Annotated in this window: 18 protein-coding genes and 1 pseudogene; 15 read left to right on the forward strand and 4 right to left on the reverse strand. The window is 28.0% G+C overall.

The features are described 5' to 3' along the window. The first annotated feature begins 63 nt into the window (after positions 1 to 63). From AAHM76_RS01380 to AAHM76_RS01395, 4 genes are all read left to right on the forward strand, one after another. Complete coding sequence (locus tag AAHM76_RS01380) at positions 64 to 1,710, forward strand: hypothetical protein (protein WP_342256345.1); 1,647 nt, start codon at positions 64 to 66, stop codon at positions 1,708 to 1,710. An 80-nt stretch (positions 1,711 to 1,790) separates the two neighbouring features. Then, the gene (locus tag AAHM76_RS01385; protein WP_342256346.1) at positions 1,791 to 2,288 is read left to right on the forward strand and encodes a hypothetical protein; all 498 of its coding nucleotides are present in this window, start codon (positions 1,791 to 1,793) and stop codon (positions 2,286 to 2,288) included. Continuing rightward, complete coding sequence (locus AAHM76_RS01390) at positions 2,282 to 2,947, forward strand: hypothetical protein (RefSeq protein WP_342256347.1); 666 nt, start codon at positions 2,282 to 2,284, stop codon at positions 2,945 to 2,947. The genes AAHM76_RS01385 and AAHM76_RS01390 overlap by 7 nt, the downstream gene beginning before the upstream one ends. A 13-nt stretch (positions 2,948 to 2,960) precedes the next feature. Continuing rightward, entirely contained in the window at positions 2,961 to 3,341 is a 381-nt protein-coding gene (locus tag AAHM76_RS01395) for a transcription antitermination factor NusB (RefSeq protein WP_342256348.1), read from the forward strand. Between the two features lie 244 nt (positions 3,342 to 3,585). On the opposite strand, the pseudogene AAHM76_RS08315 reads toward AAHM76_RS01395, so the two are convergent. The 3 genes and pseudogenes from AAHM76_RS08315 to AAHM76_RS01415 form a co-directional block, all read right to left on the reverse strand. Then, a pseudogene (locus AAHM76_RS08315) lies at positions 3,586 to 4,349 on the reverse strand (aldo/keto reductase family protein). Positions 4,350 to 4,369: 20 nt separating this feature from the next. Beyond that, on the reverse strand, positions 4,370 to 4,729 hold the full coding sequence (locus AAHM76_RS01410; RefSeq protein ID WP_342256350.1) for a hypothetical protein: 360 nt from the start codon (positions 4,727 to 4,729) through the stop codon (positions 4,370 to 4,372). Further along, positions 4,729 to 4,899: a fructose-bisphosphatase class II gene (locus tag AAHM76_RS01415; protein ID WP_342256818.1), complete on the reverse strand. Its 171-nt coding sequence runs from the start codon at positions 4,897 to 4,899 to the stop codon at positions 4,729 to 4,731. The genes AAHM76_RS01410 and AAHM76_RS01415 overlap by 1 nt, the downstream gene beginning before the upstream one ends. 179 nt (positions 4,900 to 5,078) lie before the next feature. On the opposite strand from AAHM76_RS01415, the gene AAHM76_RS01420 reads away from it, so the two are divergent. The 6 genes from AAHM76_RS01420 (at position 5,079) to AAHM76_RS01445 (ending at position 8,829) form a co-directional block, all read left to right on the forward strand. Further along, positions 5,079 to 5,231, forward strand: coding sequence for a hypothetical protein (locus AAHM76_RS01420; protein WP_342256351.1), 153 nt, complete (start codon positions 5,079 to 5,081; stop codon positions 5,229 to 5,231). A 55-nt stretch (positions 5,232 to 5,286) separates the two neighbouring features. Then, a complete protein-coding gene (locus AAHM76_RS01425) occupies positions 5,287 to 5,448 on the forward strand; it encodes a hypothetical protein (protein WP_342256352.1) in 162 nt (53 codons plus the stop codon). Between the two features lie 266 nt (positions 5,449 to 5,714). Continuing rightward, the gene (locus AAHM76_RS01430) at positions 5,715 to 6,122 is read left to right on the forward strand and encodes an IS1/IS1595 family N-terminal zinc-binding domain-containing protein (protein WP_342256353.1); all 408 of its coding nucleotides are present in this window, start codon (positions 5,715 to 5,717) and stop codon (positions 6,120 to 6,122) included. 170 nt (positions 6,123 to 6,292) lie between these two features. Beyond that, positions 6,293 to 6,679, forward strand: a complete 387-nt coding sequence (locus AAHM76_RS01435; protein WP_342256354.1) for a hypothetical protein — start codon at positions 6,293 to 6,295, stop codon at positions 6,677 to 6,679. Positions 6,680 to 7,047: 368 nt separating this feature from the next. Further along, entirely contained in the window at positions 7,048 to 8,211 is a 1,164-nt protein-coding gene (locus tag AAHM76_RS01440; RefSeq protein WP_342256355.1) for a hypothetical protein, read from the forward strand. A gap of 153 nt (positions 8,212 to 8,364) precedes the next feature. Further along, a complete protein-coding gene (locus AAHM76_RS01445) occupies positions 8,365 to 8,829 on the forward strand; it encodes a fructose-bisphosphatase class II (protein ID WP_342256356.1) in 465 nt (154 codons plus the stop codon). 398 nt (positions 8,830 to 9,227) lie between these two features. Here the strand turns inward: AAHM76_RS01445 and AAHM76_RS01450 are convergent, their stop codons facing one another. Next, positions 9,228 to 10,091, reverse strand: a complete 864-nt coding sequence (locus tag AAHM76_RS01450; RefSeq protein WP_342256357.1) for a Cof-type HAD-IIB family hydrolase — start codon at positions 10,089 to 10,091, stop codon at positions 9,228 to 9,230. A 191-nt stretch (positions 10,092 to 10,282) separates the two neighbouring features. Between AAHM76_RS01450 and AAHM76_RS01455 the strand changes: the two genes are divergently transcribed. From AAHM76_RS01455 to dnaJ, 5 genes are all read left to right on the forward strand, one after another. Next, positions 10,283 to 12,424 carry an ATP-dependent Clp protease ATP-binding subunit gene (locus tag AAHM76_RS01455; protein WP_342256358.1) on the forward strand — a complete coding sequence of 714 codons (2,142 nt, stop codon included), beginning with the start codon at positions 10,283 to 10,285 and terminating at the stop codon, positions 12,422 to 12,424. Positions 12,425 to 12,517: 93 nt separating this feature from the next. Further along, positions 12,518 to 13,573: a heat-inducible transcriptional repressor HrcA gene (gene hrcA, locus AAHM76_RS01460; protein ID WP_342256359.1), complete on the forward strand. Its 1,056-nt coding sequence runs from the start codon at positions 12,518 to 12,520 to the stop codon at positions 13,571 to 13,573. Further along, positions 13,566 to 14,189, forward strand: a complete 624-nt coding sequence (locus AAHM76_RS01465; RefSeq protein ID WP_342256360.1) for a nucleotide exchange factor GrpE — start codon at positions 13,566 to 13,568, stop codon at positions 14,187 to 14,189. The genes hrcA and AAHM76_RS01465 overlap by 8 nt, the downstream gene beginning before the upstream one ends. 28 nt (positions 14,190 to 14,217) lie before the next feature. Next, complete coding sequence (dnaK, locus tag AAHM76_RS01470; protein WP_342256361.1) at positions 14,218 to 15,999, forward strand: molecular chaperone DnaK; 1,782 nt, start codon at positions 14,218 to 14,220, stop codon at positions 15,997 to 15,999. Positions 16,000 to 16,065: 66 nt separating this feature from the next. Next, positions 16,066 to 17,211: a molecular chaperone DnaJ gene (gene dnaJ, locus AAHM76_RS01475; protein ID WP_342256362.1), complete on the forward strand. Its 1,146-nt coding sequence runs from the start codon at positions 16,066 to 16,068 to the stop codon at positions 17,209 to 17,211. Positions 17,212 to 17,291 lie beyond the last annotated feature (80 nt).

Raw genomic sequence — 17,291 nt, forward strand, 5'->3', positions numbered from 1 at the left:
AAATTTTATATAATGTATGTAAGTATCAAAAAAACGAGAAAATAGATAAAAGAGGAATAGAAAATGGCAAAAGAAAAAGACTCAGAATATGTCGTAACTTCTCGTGTCAATTATGGAAACATTATTGATTCTGATATAGATACAACAGAAATAATGGATAAAAAATTAACGCCAGCAACAATCAAGATTTTATTGGGGCAATTAGATGAAAATAGTGCCGAATACCAAGCGTTAAAACAAAAAAATGTTAACGAAGTTGTTGGAACTAAAAAAACAGGTGTTATTCGTTTAAGGGATAAAAAAAGAAATACTTGAGAAGAGCAAAGAGCTAAAAGTAAATTTATTGATTATAGTTATCGGGTTGAAAAAGAAATTCCTGTTTTGCAAAGATTAAAGAATCATAAAGCAAAACAAGCAGTTAGTAAGAAAACGGGGCTAAAATCAAAGCATTTCTTGCCAAAATTTTCACCAGTAATGTCATTATCAGAAGAAATAACAACTATTACCGAGCAAACAAGTATGCCGAAGAAAATGTCTGTTAAAAATGCCAATTCTAAAACAGAAAATTTAATGAAACCGCCATCAAAAGATAGTGAGCACATTAATGGCCAGTTTACTACTTTCTCAACCTGAAATCATTTTGATGCTAATCAGGTTAAAAATAAATTAGAATTATCAAACTCTTTTGAAGACGAGCCTAAAACAATTATTCGTCGAAAAGAAACAGAAGAAGTAACAACAATTCGTCGTGATTTACGACCAATCTTGGCACAACAAATTTATCAAATTAGACGAAATGGTTTATCAATTGTTGATTTTGTTGTTGATCCAAATGATAAAATTGAAATTGAAAAAGGAGATGAAGAAATTCTTGTTCGTTTAATTAAACAATCACCAGTTGAAATTAGTTTAAATGAATTTGCTGAAAAAGATATTACTCCGCCAAAACCAAAGCCAGTTAAAATAATTCGGACAGCAGAAGATCCATTATCAATTGAAGAACGATTAATTTTATGATTAGAAAATAAAAGTCGTTTTCAGAAATTGACTGATGCAGAGCAAACGCAATTAGAACAATTAAAAGCAACTTTTGCAGCAAAACTAAACTATAAACAAAGAAAAAAAAATCGAGAAACTGCAAAAGCAAAGAAAGCAATTAATAATCAATCAAACGAAGTAATAACTGATGGACAAGAATTATTGTTTGATGAAGATCTTTACAAAAAAACAAATTATAATCATCGTTATGATGAAACAAAACGGCCAAATATTGAAGAACGATTAGTTTATGATCAAAAAATGACGGAATATTTATTTGAAGTTCGACATCAATATGAACAAGGATATAATCGTCAAATTTCTCAAGAATTAGCTGATTTTAATCGAGCTATTAACTTATCACGAGCAATTAAAACTAATGTTGAAGAATTAAACGATGCAATTTTTAAAAACCGTAGTGAATCAATTTCCCTTTTACGTAAGCATGTTATGCTATTAAACCAAAAGCAATATGCTGAAATTAAATTGTTAAATAAACAAGTGCTTAAATATAAAGATACAAAAGGAAACCTTGAAGATTTTATTAAACGTCAAAAGGAATTCCGACGGTTATTAAGAATTCGCGATGAAGTTAAAGAAAATCGACAAGCTTTAATTGAATCATTACGAGCGCAAGCAAAACTAATGCAAGACGCACGTAGTAGAAAATAGTGTATTAATTATTAATTATCAACCTAATTAAGTATTAACCAAATATTTATAAACCTTAAGGAGAAAGGAGGCAACGAGAAATGATAAGAGATATAAAAACAGGACATCTTTACTTTTTGCGCAATGGAAAAATCATTTGCATTGATCGGATGGACCACAATGAAATGTTTTTTGCAGGTAATGCACAAGATAAAAATCATTTTCTTAGTTATAATGTTTATACTGAAGATAATGTTACAGAAGCATGTAATAAAAAGGAATATATCTTATTAAGAAATGCTAAATTACATGGGAAATTACTGTATTTACATGCAAAAGAAATTATATTTTTAAAGTTGGCAGAAATTAAAGCCCCATTACTAGTAGATGGGATTCATGTTCGGGTACAAGAAAAAATCTTTGATTATCAAGAAACTTTAGCACGTCGATATAATGAAGAATTAGTTGAAAAATTAACAGAAGAAGATGAAATTCAATATCTATATTCGCATCAAAAACGAACTAATCATTTTTTGCATAGTAAGAAACCATGGGTTTCTTTTTTACTTAATTTAAAGAAGGAAAAAATAACATGTTAACATTTAAAAAACGACGTTATTTAATTAAAATTCGGCAGGAGCTTGGTTTACCACCGTTGAATTGAAAACAAGAGTTATATTATGAGCAATATCATGGATTTGATAAGATTATTGAGCGATATGTTCGTACTGTTAATTATATGTGATATTTTAAAAATGTTGCTTTTTATGATGATTTTAGCCATATTACATATTATTTTCCACGATTAATTTTAACGCGAAAAAATCTTTATTTTTTAAAAATCAGAACATTATCTGAACCAGTAACAACAACATTAACAACTCCAGTGTGAGAGCAAAGGAAGGGTTTAATTACTTCGCCAATTGTAACACAACAATTTATGATTAATCGGATGGTCAAATTACTTGATGCAAAACAATTTTTACGTACTGCTATAATTAATTTGATTGTTATTAATAGTAAAGAACCATTTATTGTTAGTGATTTAGTGCCTTATAATAATATTCAAATAATTAATCAGCAAGAAATGCATTGAAGTGATATAATAAAACATATTGAAAAAAACGATGATTTAACGATTGATCTTTTTGCCGATGAAACAATTTTAATGTTACATCATTTATTAAGCGAGCATAGTCATCATCATAATTATCGGTTACAAAAAAGTAGTTTATTTTGTTTATATCATTATATTTAAAGGAGTATGTCACGTGTCAAAACGCCAAGAACGCATTAATATTATTAATTTGTTATATCGTCACTTTGTTTTACAACATGATGTTTTAACAACAAAACAAGAAGCATATGATTTCTCGCAAATGGTAACAACTTCTGTGGAAACAATTCAAGTTGAGGAAATATTAGCAAATCTATCAGATATTATTGCGAAGATTAATCAACATTTAAAACCAGGATGAAATTTTGCTCGCTTAAGTAATTATCATAAAGCTGTTTTAGTATATGGAGTTTATGAAATTTGTTATCAACAATTAGCAAAGGCAATTGTCATTAATGAAAGTTTAGAAATTTTAAAATTATATGGCGAAGATACTGATTTTAGTTATATTAATTCAGTCTTAGATCAAGTTTAATTTCTAAAATATAAGAATTAGTGGTCGTATAAAGAAAATAAGGGTTTTAGACAAATAAGAAAAAAAATACCTTTTTAATTTATTGAACTAAATAACATTTAAAAATAAAAACCCTTATTTTCTTTATACGACCGAATTAGTTATTACAAATAAAAATGGATATTTACTTTAATTTTGTAGAAAACTCTTGATATTTATAAAATATACCTAAAATTAGGTATATTTTATAAATATCAAGAGTTTTCTACAAAATTAAAGGCAAGATTTGAATTGTTTTTTTAGTTAGTCTAATCTTTTCACTCTGCTTGTTTTCTTGGATATGACGCAATAGTTCTGCCTTAGCAATTGGTTGAATACTAAAATATTGGATTCAAGCCAAAACCAATTGAGCAACAGTACAATTATATTTTTTAGCTTCGGCAACTAGAATTTGATTTTCCAATGTATTAGCAATTGGTGAATATGCTTGTACTAAAATATTTTTATTTTGACAATATTGCACACGATCTCATCTTTGGTTAAAAGGATTAAATTCAATTTGGTTTAAATTTGGATAAATACCCGTTTCTTCAAACAAAATTTCAATCATATCCTTATAAAAATTACTTACACCAACAACATTAATTAACCTTTTCGCTTTGCATTGTATCAATTCGGTATAGGCTTTGATAGTTTTATAAAAATTTAAATTTGGGCGATGAATTAAAACAATATCTAAATAAGTATAACATTTAATCGTTTTAACGACTCTAGCACAGCATTAGTAGTATTCTCTGCCTCAATATCATAACATCAAATTTTTGTTTCAATAGTAATATCTTCTCGCCTTTGGTTATTAGAATTTAAATATTTTTTAATTGCTCGTCCAACAATTTCTTCATTTTGATAAACCTTAGCGGTATCAATAATTTTAATAATTTTATAACCATTTTGTAAAGCATTAATAATCGCCTCTTCTTTTTTTAAAAATAAAGTTCCAAATGCAATTTTCTCTAAGCGAAATGGCATTGTTCTAACCTCCTCTAAAATTATTTACTATATTGTTTTAATAACTCTTCAACATTATCTGTTATTGGATATTTTGATATAATTTGATGATAAATATTATTATAACCAATAAAAGAATGGACAACATATTCTTTATCAATAATTTGTAATGGTTTTAAAACTGTTCCAACTGTTAAACTAGCGGCAAAAAACATTGCTTGTTTATCAGCAAGTAAATCTTGTTCAGAAAAAATTGTGTTGTAACTAATTTTTTTCTGTTCTAAACCTTGCTGTTCAATTTTCATTCGTAATGCTGTTTCTTTTTCATTTGGGCAAATTTGCTCATACCGAATTAAACGTGCAAACATTTTATAATTAGTTGCAATTGCTAATGCACTCATTAGAACTCCTTCTGGTGCACCACCACAATTCCATACAAAAAATCAGTCTTCTTTAAAACAACATCAATTGTTCCTAATACATCTCCTTCATTAATTAATTCAACCTTAATGCCTAATTGACGAATTGTTTTTATTATTTTTTGATGACGAGGTTTATTTAAAATAATGATAGCATTACAAAAGTTGAGATTTTACAAAAAAATATAAATAAAAACAACTAAACAAATTAAATAAATTTACTAAAAACCTAATATTAAGCATTTTTTTTGCATTACTTAATTAATAAGTAAATTTAATTTTGTTTGTTATACTTACAAACCTCAACTTTTTTCTTACTATCAAAAATTATATGAAAAAAATATTAAGTATCTTAACAATGTCAACAGCTATTTTAAATGGAATAAGCGAAATTACTGCCATTAAACCTAATAATAATGAAATTTTAACAAACTTTATTAAAAATGAAAATAAATATGCTAAATTAATAAAAATTAATACATAAACAGTACAATTTATTGCTTTTGATGATAAAGGTGATAGTTTTATGGGTACTAAAAATGAACTTTATTATTTACAATATAAGAAAAAAAAAACAAAAGATTAATGGAATTAATGAATTGGTTAAAACAATTACTTTTCATAAAAATATTACTTACATCGGAACTGAGAAAGGCGCTTATATCTTAAAAAAAATGGGGAAACAACCACTATCAAAATAAATAAAATTAATAATATAAAAATTAATACAATTAATGTTCTTAACAAGAATGTTTATTTTGGAAGTGATAATGGTGCTTGCATCTTAAAAGATGGCGAAACAACAGCGACTAAGATAGAAAATATTAATACTCAATATGTTCATGGGATAACAGTTAACAATCAGATTTATTCTTTAATTTTGTAGAAAACTCTTGATATTTAATATTTATATTTATAAAATATACCTAAAATTAGGTATATTTTTAATATAAGAGGTGAATAATTAATGGAAAAAATAATTGAAGAATTAATAAATAGTTTAACAGATGATCAATTTTTAGAATTTCATGAAAAAGTCAAAAAAGAAGCAGAATTAATTAAAAAACAAAAACGCTTAAATGAAATTGATCAAAAATTTAGGGATAAAGGTATTAAATGTCCTAATTGTCAATCTTTTTATTGTGTTAAAAATAGTCATAATCCTGAAGGAAAACAAAAATATTTATGCAAAAAATGTCGTGCTAGTTTTGATGCTTTTCGTGATCATTTTACGTATTGAAGTCATTTAAATTATGAACAGTGAAATTTATTGATTCAAATTTCATTATTAGGGCAATATAGTAAAATGATTTCCCACTTTATTAAAACATCACCGAAAACCGCTTGATATAATCGCCAAAAAATAATGAAATAAAAACAATTAGAAAACACCAAATTAAAATTTAAAACGTTAAATGGCCAAATTCAAATCGATGAAACATTTATTAAAGAAATCCACAAAGGTAATTTTAAAGATAAATTTGATAAAAGAAAAATTCATCTTGATTCAATTCATTTTCAACCAACACTAAATGTTGTATTCAAATGGCTGTTGATAGCAATAATAATATTTATGTTAAATCAACCAACACAAAATGATTACAAAAACAGTGAATTATTGAAAATATTAATAAACAATTAATCAAAGAAAATTCAATTATTATTTCTGACATACAACCATTATATTTATTAGTAGCAAAACAAACAAATTCTATTTTATTAGCAACTAAAACTAGTACAAATCCTGATGCTAGTTATCGGAAGTTAAATAAAATTAGTAAATTACAATCAAATCTTAAAGAATCCTTAATTCATTATCATGGCTTAGGTTTCACGAACATTCAAAATTATTTAAATCTCTGAAAATGAAAATACCAGCATAAAGGTTTAACACCAAACCAACAATCATCGGTATTATATTTTAACGTATAAAAAAGTTAAATAACAATATTAAAATTTTATATAATTTTCTTTTAAAGTTATCATATTGATGATTTTTTTTATTTCATCAAGAGTTTTCTACAAAATTAAAAAAAAATAATTTAAAATAATTATTAAAATGTGCATCTAAAAAAGTTAGTATCCTTAAAAAACTTTACGAACTTTTTAAAAGAGATGCATTTTTATTTGGGGAAAATTGATTACAATAATAATTTGATTATATTAATGTTACTTATTAAATTTATATAAAAAAAGTTAAAAAAGTTAAACTTTTTTTATGTTTAGTGTAAGATATAACTAATAGTTTTTAAAGAAAAACAATATTATAGTAAAAAAGAATGGAATAGAAAAGTATAAATATGGCAGATCAGGTTACCGCAGATCAACAATTACTACAAAAAGAAAAAATTGTAAAAAATGAATTAGATACTATTCGCGCAAAACGCCGCATTATTCTGGGAATTATGTATGGATTAATTTCTGCAGTTGGGTATTCTATTGTCCCATTAATGCTATATATTATTCCAAAACAAGGACCATATGGTAATTTAGCAGCGCCAATTAATGCCACTTTTTATGTGACAGTTCAAGAAATAATGGCAACTTTTGTGATGTTTATTTTTTATAAGCCAAAAAATTTTATTAATTTTTTAAAATTACTTCGCCACAAAGAAACTTGACTAATTGTATTATATGGTTTTTTAGGTGGCCCCGTTGCAATGGTATTTTTTCAATTATCAGTTTTATTAACAATTAATAATCAAGGTGGCACAGATGGAACTGTTCCAGGATTATTGTTAAATTTAAATGTTATTTTAGCGGCAATTGGAAGTGCTATTTTCTTTCGTACTCGTCAAAGTAAATATGCCTTAACTGCTTTAGCAATTTCTACATGTTTAATTTTAGGAATGTCAATTCATTTTGCAATTGAAGAAGGATTAGCTTGATTATCGATTGGAGGGATGTGTTTAGCGTTAGTGACCGCTGGCTTTTATGCAATGGAAGCATTAGGAATGTCCCATTTAATGAGTTCTTCAAAAATTAAATTTACAAATCATGAAACAGTATCAATTAAAACAAGTTCTTCAGCGATATTAATGTTATTATTAGGAACACCAATTGCTGCAGTTTTTTCCCATCAAAGTTTCTTAGATGGTTATAAAATTTTTGCTAATTTTCAATATTATGATTATGCATTAATTGTTCTTACTGGAGGAATTATTATGGGTAGTTCTCGAATGCTATATTATGCATGTTTAGCAATGTCTGGACCAACCTATACAACTTCAACCCAATTATTAATGTTTTTTTGAACCCCAATTTTTCAATATATTTTTATTGCAGTAAATGTTCCAAATAAAATTTCAGAACCAACATGATATTATTGAGTTTGTGTTATTCCAATTGTCTTTTGTACTTTTATTATTTCCAGCAATGAATTTTTAGTTCACGCTAGTAAGGTTGGATGAAAGCGGGCCTTTCATGAATTATTTGGTAAGATTCCGAAACAAAATACAAAATAAGGTTAATAAAAAATAAAAATGTAAGGTATTTTACATTTTTATTTTGGAAATTATATGATTAAATATTAGTAGCAAGCAAAGGAATGAACAATGGAAACAAATAGTCTTTTATTTTTACGTGCGGTCCAGTTAGCTGTGATTGCTTAATATGAATTGGTTGGTAAAAATGATAAAAATATGTTAGACCAAAAAGCAGTTGATATTATTAATAAATTATTAACAAGTAATGATGTTAAAGCAAAAATTGCAATTGGTGAAGGTGAACTTGATGCAGCACCAATGTTATATAAAGGGCAAACTTTTTCTCATCAACAAGCAATTACGATTGATATTGCAGTTGACCCAATTGAAGAGACAATGCCGGCTAGCAAAAATGAGCCGGGTTCAATTTCATGTATTGCTGTTGCTAAAAATAATACAATGTTACAAATTCCAGAAATGTATATGGAAAAATTGTTTTTATCACAGGATTTAGCTGTAACAGTTGATTTTAATCAACCAATTAAAGCAATTTTATTGGCTTTATTAAAGATTAAACAAAATTTATCATGTATTTTGATAGTAAGAAAAAAGTTGAGGTTTGTAAGTATAACAAACAAAATTAAATTTAATTATTAATTAAGTAATGCAAAAAAAATGCTTAATATTAGGTTTTTAGTAAATTTATTTAATTTGTTTAGTTGTTTTTATTTATATTTTTTTGTAAAATCTCAACTTTTGTAATGCCATCTAATTTGTTCCCTTCTTTTGCTATATTAATTAAAATTATTTTTAAAAAAGTAAAAATAACAAATTATTTCCATAGAAACAAAAATTATATAGGTGTTATTATAAAATTTTATTATGGAAATATTTATTATTCTTATAATTTATTATTCTTATAATATTCAATACTTTCAATTTTAATTTAATTAATATAACAGCCTAAATTATTTTTCTGATTTAGTAATTGTATTTTAGCATTAAAAAAATGAAAATATTTTTTAATTGTCTTAAAGATAAAAAAAGAAATGTTTTTAAACATTTTCTCCTTTTAATAGCTTTTGTAAATAATCACCAACACCGCCTTCATTATTAGTTAAGTGTGTAATTCCCCGAGCATTAGTTTTTAAATTATCATTTCCATTTTTCATTGCGATTCCATAACCAACATTTTGCAATAGTTCTAAATCATTCATTTCATCACCAAAGGCAATAACATCACGAATATCAACGTTATAATATTGTGCTAAAATATTAGCTGCAAATCTTTTTGAAACAAGTTTATTTGTAATGTTAATCATTATTTGCGCCTGACCGCTGCTATAATGTCCGATGTTAACTTGGACAGAGTTTTTAAAATTTTCAAAAATTCGTAAAATTTGATCTTTTTCATTAGCATTGTTTAAATATAAGGCCATATTACTAGCTGGGCCTTTTCAAGCAGTATAAGGATTGGCAATAAAATATTCATCATCAGCAACATCATCAAGATGAAAGTAATTTTCAATTGCCTCATCTTTTTTTCAGCAAATTGCTTTATCATAATGTTCAATTAAGACATTTGCAACAATATTTTTTACATCAGGATGGTTGATAATACTAATAATAACATCATAAGAAATTGGAAAAACTAAACGTTTAAACTCTCGTTTCAATGGGTCATGAATATGACCACCATCAAAGTTTGTTAATAAGGTGTCTAACCCTAATTCACGATAAAAGCGAATACTTGCTCGATGAGGGCGACCAGTTGTAATACATATTTTATGGCCAGCTTTAACAGCTTCTTTGATCACATCTTGTGTTTTTGGATGGATTGTTTTGCCATCATTCATCAATGTTGTACCATCTAAATCAATTAGAATTAAACGTTTTTTATTTAGGTGTTGTAATTTCATGGGACTCCTTTCTAAAAAAATAATTATGTTTTTAATCCCTGTATCTATTATTATATATAATATTTTTATATTTATATTATTTTTAAAAATTTAGCAGCATTTAATTGACTTTGCTAATCAGTGTGATAATATATAATTGTAAAATTAGCAAACAAGCATATAGAGTGCTAAAAATTAAAGGAGGCAAAAGCATGGATTTAACACAACAATATGAACCAGGTAAAGACCAAAAAGTTCTTGAAAAATTTGCCAAAAATCTTAATAAAGAAGCCCTTGTTGGAAAATTAGACCCAATTATTGGGCGCGAAGATGAAATTAATCGAGTAATTCGAATTTTATCACGAAGAACAAAAAATAATCCGGTCTTAATTGGCGAGCCTGGAGTTGGGAAAACAGCGATTGTTGAAGGACTAGCGCAGCGAATTGTTAAAGGTGATATTCCTAGTAATTTAAAAAATAAAACAATATATGAATTAGATATGGGAGCATTAATTGCTGGCGCCAAATTTCAAGGTGAATTTGAAGAACGTTTAAAAGCGGTCTTAAATAAAGTTAAAGAATCAAATGGCGATATTATTTTATTTATTGATGAGTTGCATTTAATTGTGGGAGCTGGTAAAACACAGGGTAGTATGGATGCTAGTAATTTGTTAAAACCAATGTTAGCTCGTGGCGATTTACATTGTATTGGTGCAACAACTTTAGATGAACATCGTTTATATATTGAAAAAGATGCTGCGTTAGAGCGCCGCTTCCAAAAAGTAGTTGTTAGTGAATCAACCATTGATGAAAGTATTTCAATTTTACGTGGTTTAAAAGAACGATTTGAAACCTTTCATGGGGTTAAAATTCATGATAATGCTTTAGTTGCATCAGTTAACTTATCATCTCGATATATTACTGACCGGTTTTTGCCAGATAAAGCAATTGACTTAATCGATGAAGCTTCAGCAACAATTAAAACAGAAATTGCATCAGTTCCAACCGAATTAGATAATTTAAATCGGCGAATTGTTCAGTTAGAAATTGAAAAAGCAGCTTTGCAAAAAGAAACTGATAAGGCATCTAATGAACGGTTAGTTGATATTGAAAATGAATTAAAACCATTAAAAGCAAAACAACAAAAATTAGATATTCAATGAAATTCGGAAAAAGAAAGTATTACTAAATTAAAAAACCTAAAATCACAAGTTGAAAAATTGAAAAAAGAGTTAGATCAAGCGCAATTAAGTGGTGATTTTAATCGTGCTGGTGAAATTCAATATGCTTTATTACCAAAACTAGAAAAACAATTACATGAACAAGAAAAACAAGCTTCAGGTTCACACCTTTTGAAAGAAGATGTAACTGAGCGTGATATTGCAGCAATTGTTGGAAAATGAACTGGTATTCCAGTTGACCGTTTAGTAGAAACAGAAAAGGCAAAATTATTAAATTTAAGTAAGATTTTACGGCGTCGTGTTCGTGGGCAAAACGAAGCAATTCAAGTAGTTGCTGATGCAATTATTCGTAGTCGAAGTGGAATTAAAGACCCAAATAAACCAATTGGTAGTTTCTTATTTTTAGGACCAACAGGAGTTGGAAAAACAGAAGTTGCACGTAGTTTAGCATATGTTCTTTTCAATTCAGAAAAACAAATGGTACGATTAGATATGTCTGAATATATGGAAAAGCATTCAGTAAGTAAATTAATTGGGGCGCCGCCAGGTTATGTTGGTCATGAACAGGGTGGGCAATTAACGGAGGCTGTTCGTCGAAGTCCATATTCAATTGTTTTATTTGATGAAATTGAAAAAGCACATCCTGATATTTTAAATATTTTGTTGCAAATTTTAGAAGATGGTCGTTTAACTGATTCATTAGGTAAAACTGTTGATTTTAAAAATACAATTATTATTATGACTTCTAATATTGGGTCAGAATATTTATTAAATGAAAATAATGATGGTGTTGGTTTATTAATTCAAAAAGAATTAGCTAGAAAATTTAAACCAGAGTTTTTAAATCGAATTGATAATGTTGTAACCTTTAATGCTTTATCAAAAGATGTTATTAAAGAAATTATTGAAAAAGAATTAGCTGAATTAACACAACGAATTGAAAATAGTAAAAACATTCGTATTAGTTATTCTGAAAAAGTATTAGAAAAAATTTTAAACGAAGGATATGATCGTGAATTTGGAGCACGTCCAATTAAGCGATATATTCAACGAAATCTTGAATTGTTAATTGCTCATGCTATTATTTCAGAAGAAGTTCAAGAGGGCAAATCTTATACAATTGATGTAGTTAAGAACGAAATGGTTATTAAGAATAGCACAAAATTAAATTAGCACTTGCATTATTTAAATGATAAATTTATAATATTAAGTGTTAGCAATATTTAGTGTTAATTGCCAAATATTTATAAGAATTATAGAACGGAGGTGCTGCTGGTTTTAACTCAACGACAAGAAAACATTTTAAAAGTAATTGTAGAAGAATACACAAAAACAGCACAGCCTGTTGGAAGTAAAGCTATTATGGCTTCGCCCTTAATAGATTCTTCTTCTGCAACAATTCGTAATGAATGTGCAATTTTAGAAAAAGAAGGTTTTTTAGAAAAAGAACATGCTTCGTCGGGAAGAATTCCATCAACAAAAGGTTATCGTTATTATGTTGATAACTTGATGGTTGAGAAAAATATTGATGATATTAAAAACCGGATTGAAGCCTTATTTGTTAATCGAAATATGTCAATTAATGATATTCTTGATCAAACAGGCCAAATTTTAAGTGAAATGACAAATTTAACAACGGTTGTTGTTGGTCCAAACTTTCAAGAAGAATTATTAAAAAAAATTGAATTATTGCCAATTTCTGAAACACAAGCAGTTGTTGTCTTTGTTTTAACAAATGGGCATGTTGAGAATAAAATGTTTACAATTGATAAAAATAGTTCAATGAACGATTTAAAAATTTCTGTTGAATTATTTAATACACGGTTAGAAAATACTAAAATAACTGATATTCCAACAAAATTTGAGGTAATTCGTCCAATCTTAGAACAACAAGTAAAACATTATGAATATATTTTAAAACAATTTGTTAACGCTTTAACAAGTATTGTTAAACCAAGTTATTCAACTCACGGGATTCAATATATGCTCCAAAATCCGGAATATAATAACCCAGAACGAATTAAACAAGTTATTCGCTTAATTGAAACAATTTCACCGTTTGATTATTTTAAAAAACAACAGAATAACACAAACGAAAATATTGTTTCAATTCAAATTGGAAATGAAACAGGTTTTAACAATGATGATATGGCTTTGCTGACAACAACTTATAAGGTTGATGATATGCAAAAAGGAGGAATTGTTTTAGTAGGACCAAAGCGGTTAGAATATGATAAGCTTTATGAAGTTCTTGAATGATTAGCTTATCGGATTAAAGAAGCATATCAAAAAGAATATAGAGAGGGTGAGATTAATGAGTAATGAAAAAAATGATAAATCTTCGCCAAACCAATTAAAAGAAAAAATTCAACAATTACGGAAAGAATTATCAAATAATCAACCTGCTGATTCACCGTCAGAATCACGAAAAACAGCAACAGCACCGACAGCTGAAATAAATAATTTGGCAATTATTGAAGATTTAGAACATGAAATTGATTTATTGTTAAAAGACAATTTACGCTTGCGAGAAGAAAAATTATTAGCTTTAGCTGATGGCGAAAATTTAAAGAAAAGAATTCATGAAGAAGTTGCTGATATTAAACGTTATCGTGCAGCAGGGATGGCAGAAAAATTATTGCCAACATTAGATAGCTTTGAACGTGCTTTGCAAGTTACTAATGTAACGCCAGAAGTGAAAAACTTTTTAACAGGGTTTGAAATGATTTATCGTATGTTTAAAACGGTTTTTGAAGAAGAAGGTATTACCGCAATGGAGACAAAAGTAGGAGAACACTTTAATTCTAATTTCCATTCGGCAATTGAAATTATTAAAACAACTGATGTTTCATCAGGATGTATTGTTAAAATTTTACAAAAAGGATATATGATTCATGATCGTGTCTTACGTCATGCATCAGTGCAAGTTGCAAAATAACTAATTTAAGAGAGAAAGGTATGATAATATGGCAAAAATTATTGGTATTGATTTAGGAACAACAAATTCATGTGTTGCTGTGATGGAAGGAAAAGATTTTAAAGTTTTAGAAAATCCCGAAGGGCAACGAACAACACCATCAGTTGTTTCATTTAAAAATGAAGAAATTATTGTGGGAGATGCGGCAAAACGACAAGCAGTAACAAACCCAAATACAATTAGTTCTATTAAACGTAAAATGGGGACATCAGAGAAAGTTCATGTTAATAATAAAGATTATAGTCCTGAACAAATTTCTGCTGAAATTTTACGTTATTTAAAAAACTATGCTGAGAAAAAATTAGGACAAAAAATTTCAAAAGCAGTTATTACTGTCCCAGCTTATTTTAATGACGCACAACGACAAGCAACAAAAGATGCTGGAAAAATTGCTGGATTAGAAGTTGAAAGAATTATTAATGAACCAACTGCGGCAGCATTAGCTTATGGAATTGATAAAGTTGATAAAGAACAAAAAGTTTTAGTATTTGACTTAGGGGGAGGAACTTTTGATGTTTCAATTTTAGATTTAGCAGATGGAACATTTGAGGTTTTAGCAACTGCTGGGGATAATCATTTAGGAGGAGATGACTTTGATGAAGTTATTATTCAATGAATGGTTGATGAATTTAAAAAAGATAATAATATTGATTTAAAAACAGATAAAATGGCAATGCAACGATTGAAAGAAGAAGCAGAAAAAGCGAAAAAAAATCTTTCTTCACAATTACAAACTGAAATTGCAGCACCATTTATTACTGCGCGCGATGGAAATCCATTACATTTAAACCTAACATTAACAAGAGCAAAATTTGATGAAATGACAAAAAGCCTTGTTCAACGAACAATTGAACCAGTTCGTAAAGCATTAGCTGATGCAAAATTAAAACCTAGTGATTTAGACCAAGTTTTACTAGTTGGAGGAAGTACTAGAATTCCAGCGGTACAAGAAGTTATTAAACGTGAATTAGGAAAAGAACCAAACCGCACAATTAATCCTGATGAAGTTGTTGCAATTGGTGCAGCAATTCAAGGGGGAGTTTTAGCTGGTGATGTAAAAGATGTCTTATTATTAGATGTTACACCATTATCATTAGGAATTGAAACATTAGGAGGAGTTTCAACTGTTTTAATTCCTCGTAATACCACAATTCCAACATCAAAATCACAAGTGTTTTCAACCGCTGATGATAATCAACCAGCTGTTGATATTCATGTTTTACAAGGGGAACGTAAAATGGCAGCAGATAATAAATCATTAGGACGATTCCAATTGTCTGGGATTGAGCCAGCACCAAAAGGAATTCCCCAAATTGAAGTTAAGTTTTCAATTGATGCAAACGGAATTGTATCGGTTACTGCAAAAGATTTAAAAACAAGTAAAGAACAATCAGTTACCATTACTAATGGTGGTGGTTTAACAGAAGAAGAAATTCAACGAATGATTAATGAAGCAGAACAAAATAAAGATAAAGATGAGCAAAAATTAAAAAACATTGAATTGCGTAATAAGGCAGAGTCATATCTTTCAATAATTACACAAGCTTTAGAAGGAAAAAAGGATAAAATGAATCCTGAACAGTTAAAAGCTTCTGAAGAAATGGCCAAAGAAATTAAAGAATTGTTAGAAAAAGAAGATTATGCTGGTTTAGAAGCAAAAATGGCAGCATTAGAACAAACAATGGCTGAAGCTTCAAAATTTATGAATGACCAACAAGGTGATCAATCTGAACCAGAAGTTACGAATGATGATGACAAAAAAGATAAATAAGACAATAATGATGACTAAAATTCTTTTAGTTATCTTTTCTTTAAAAGAGAAAGTAGGAAGATGGTAATGGGAAAACAAGACTATTATGAAGTATTGGGCGTTAATCGTAATGCTACTGATGATGAAATTAAACGTGCTTTTCGACAATTAGCAAAAAAATATCATCCTGATGTTTCAAAAGAGAAAGATGCCGAAGCAAAGTTTAAGGAAATTAATGAAGCTTATGAAGTTTTATCTGATCCAAATAAACGTCGCAATTATGATCAGTTTGGTCATGTTGGAACTGACCACAACTCTTTTGGTGGTTTTGGTGGCTTTAGTCATGGTTTTAGTAGTGCTGGAGATTTTGAAGATATTTTCTCTGGTGGTTTTGGCGGCTTTAGTGATATTTTTGAAAACTTTTTTGGTGGTGGTAAAAAACGCAGTGGTTTTAGTAATCAACCAATTAGAGGAGAAAATATTGCTGCACGTGTTACATTAACGTTAAAAGAACAAATGTTTGGGAAGAAAATAAACCTAGATTTAAATATTGATAAAAAATGTGAAATGTGTGATGGAACTGGGGCAAAAGACCCTAAAAAAGACATTCATACTTGTACAACTTGTGATGGTTATGGTTATGTTAGCCTTAAACAGCGTAGTATTTTTGGTGTGATTCAATCACAACAACCTTGTCCTGATTGTAAAGGGCGAGGAAAAGTAATTACTAATAAATGTTCAAAATGTAAAGGTCAAGGGAATTATCGTGGGAAAGAAACAGTAGAAATTGAGTTACCGAAATCAATTTATGAAAATCAACAGTTACGAATTCGCGAAAAAGGAAACTGCGGTCTAAATAATGGTCCGCGGGGGGACATTTATTTAGAAATTTCAGTAAAACCAAATAAATATTTTAAGTGTGTTAATGATAACCTTCATTTAAATTTACCAGTATCTTATTTAGATGCTTTACTAGGAGCTGAAATTAAAGTTCCAACTTTTGATGGGGATGTTCATTTGAAATTACCACCAAATACAAAAACAAATAGTATTTTTAATATTCCAAATCATGGGTTTTTCAAGTCACCAACATCGACAAAACGAGGAGATTTAATTGTTAATGTGATTGTAACAATTCCAACAAAATTATCGCCAGAAGAAAAAACAATTTTACAAAAGTTAAGAAATAATAGTTCGTTTAAAATTACTGATGATTTCTATGAAGATTTATAATTATTAAAAAAAGTTTTAATTATGATATTAATCATGATTAAAACTTTTTATTTTTTTGTTTCTTGTTCTTTTCAACGGTA

It is taken from the genome of Spiroplasma endosymbiont of Poecilobothrus nobilitatus (genome assembly GCF_964030655.1).
GTDB lineage: Bacteria > Bacillota_I > Bacilli_A > Mycoplasmatales > Mycoplasmataceae > Spiroplasma.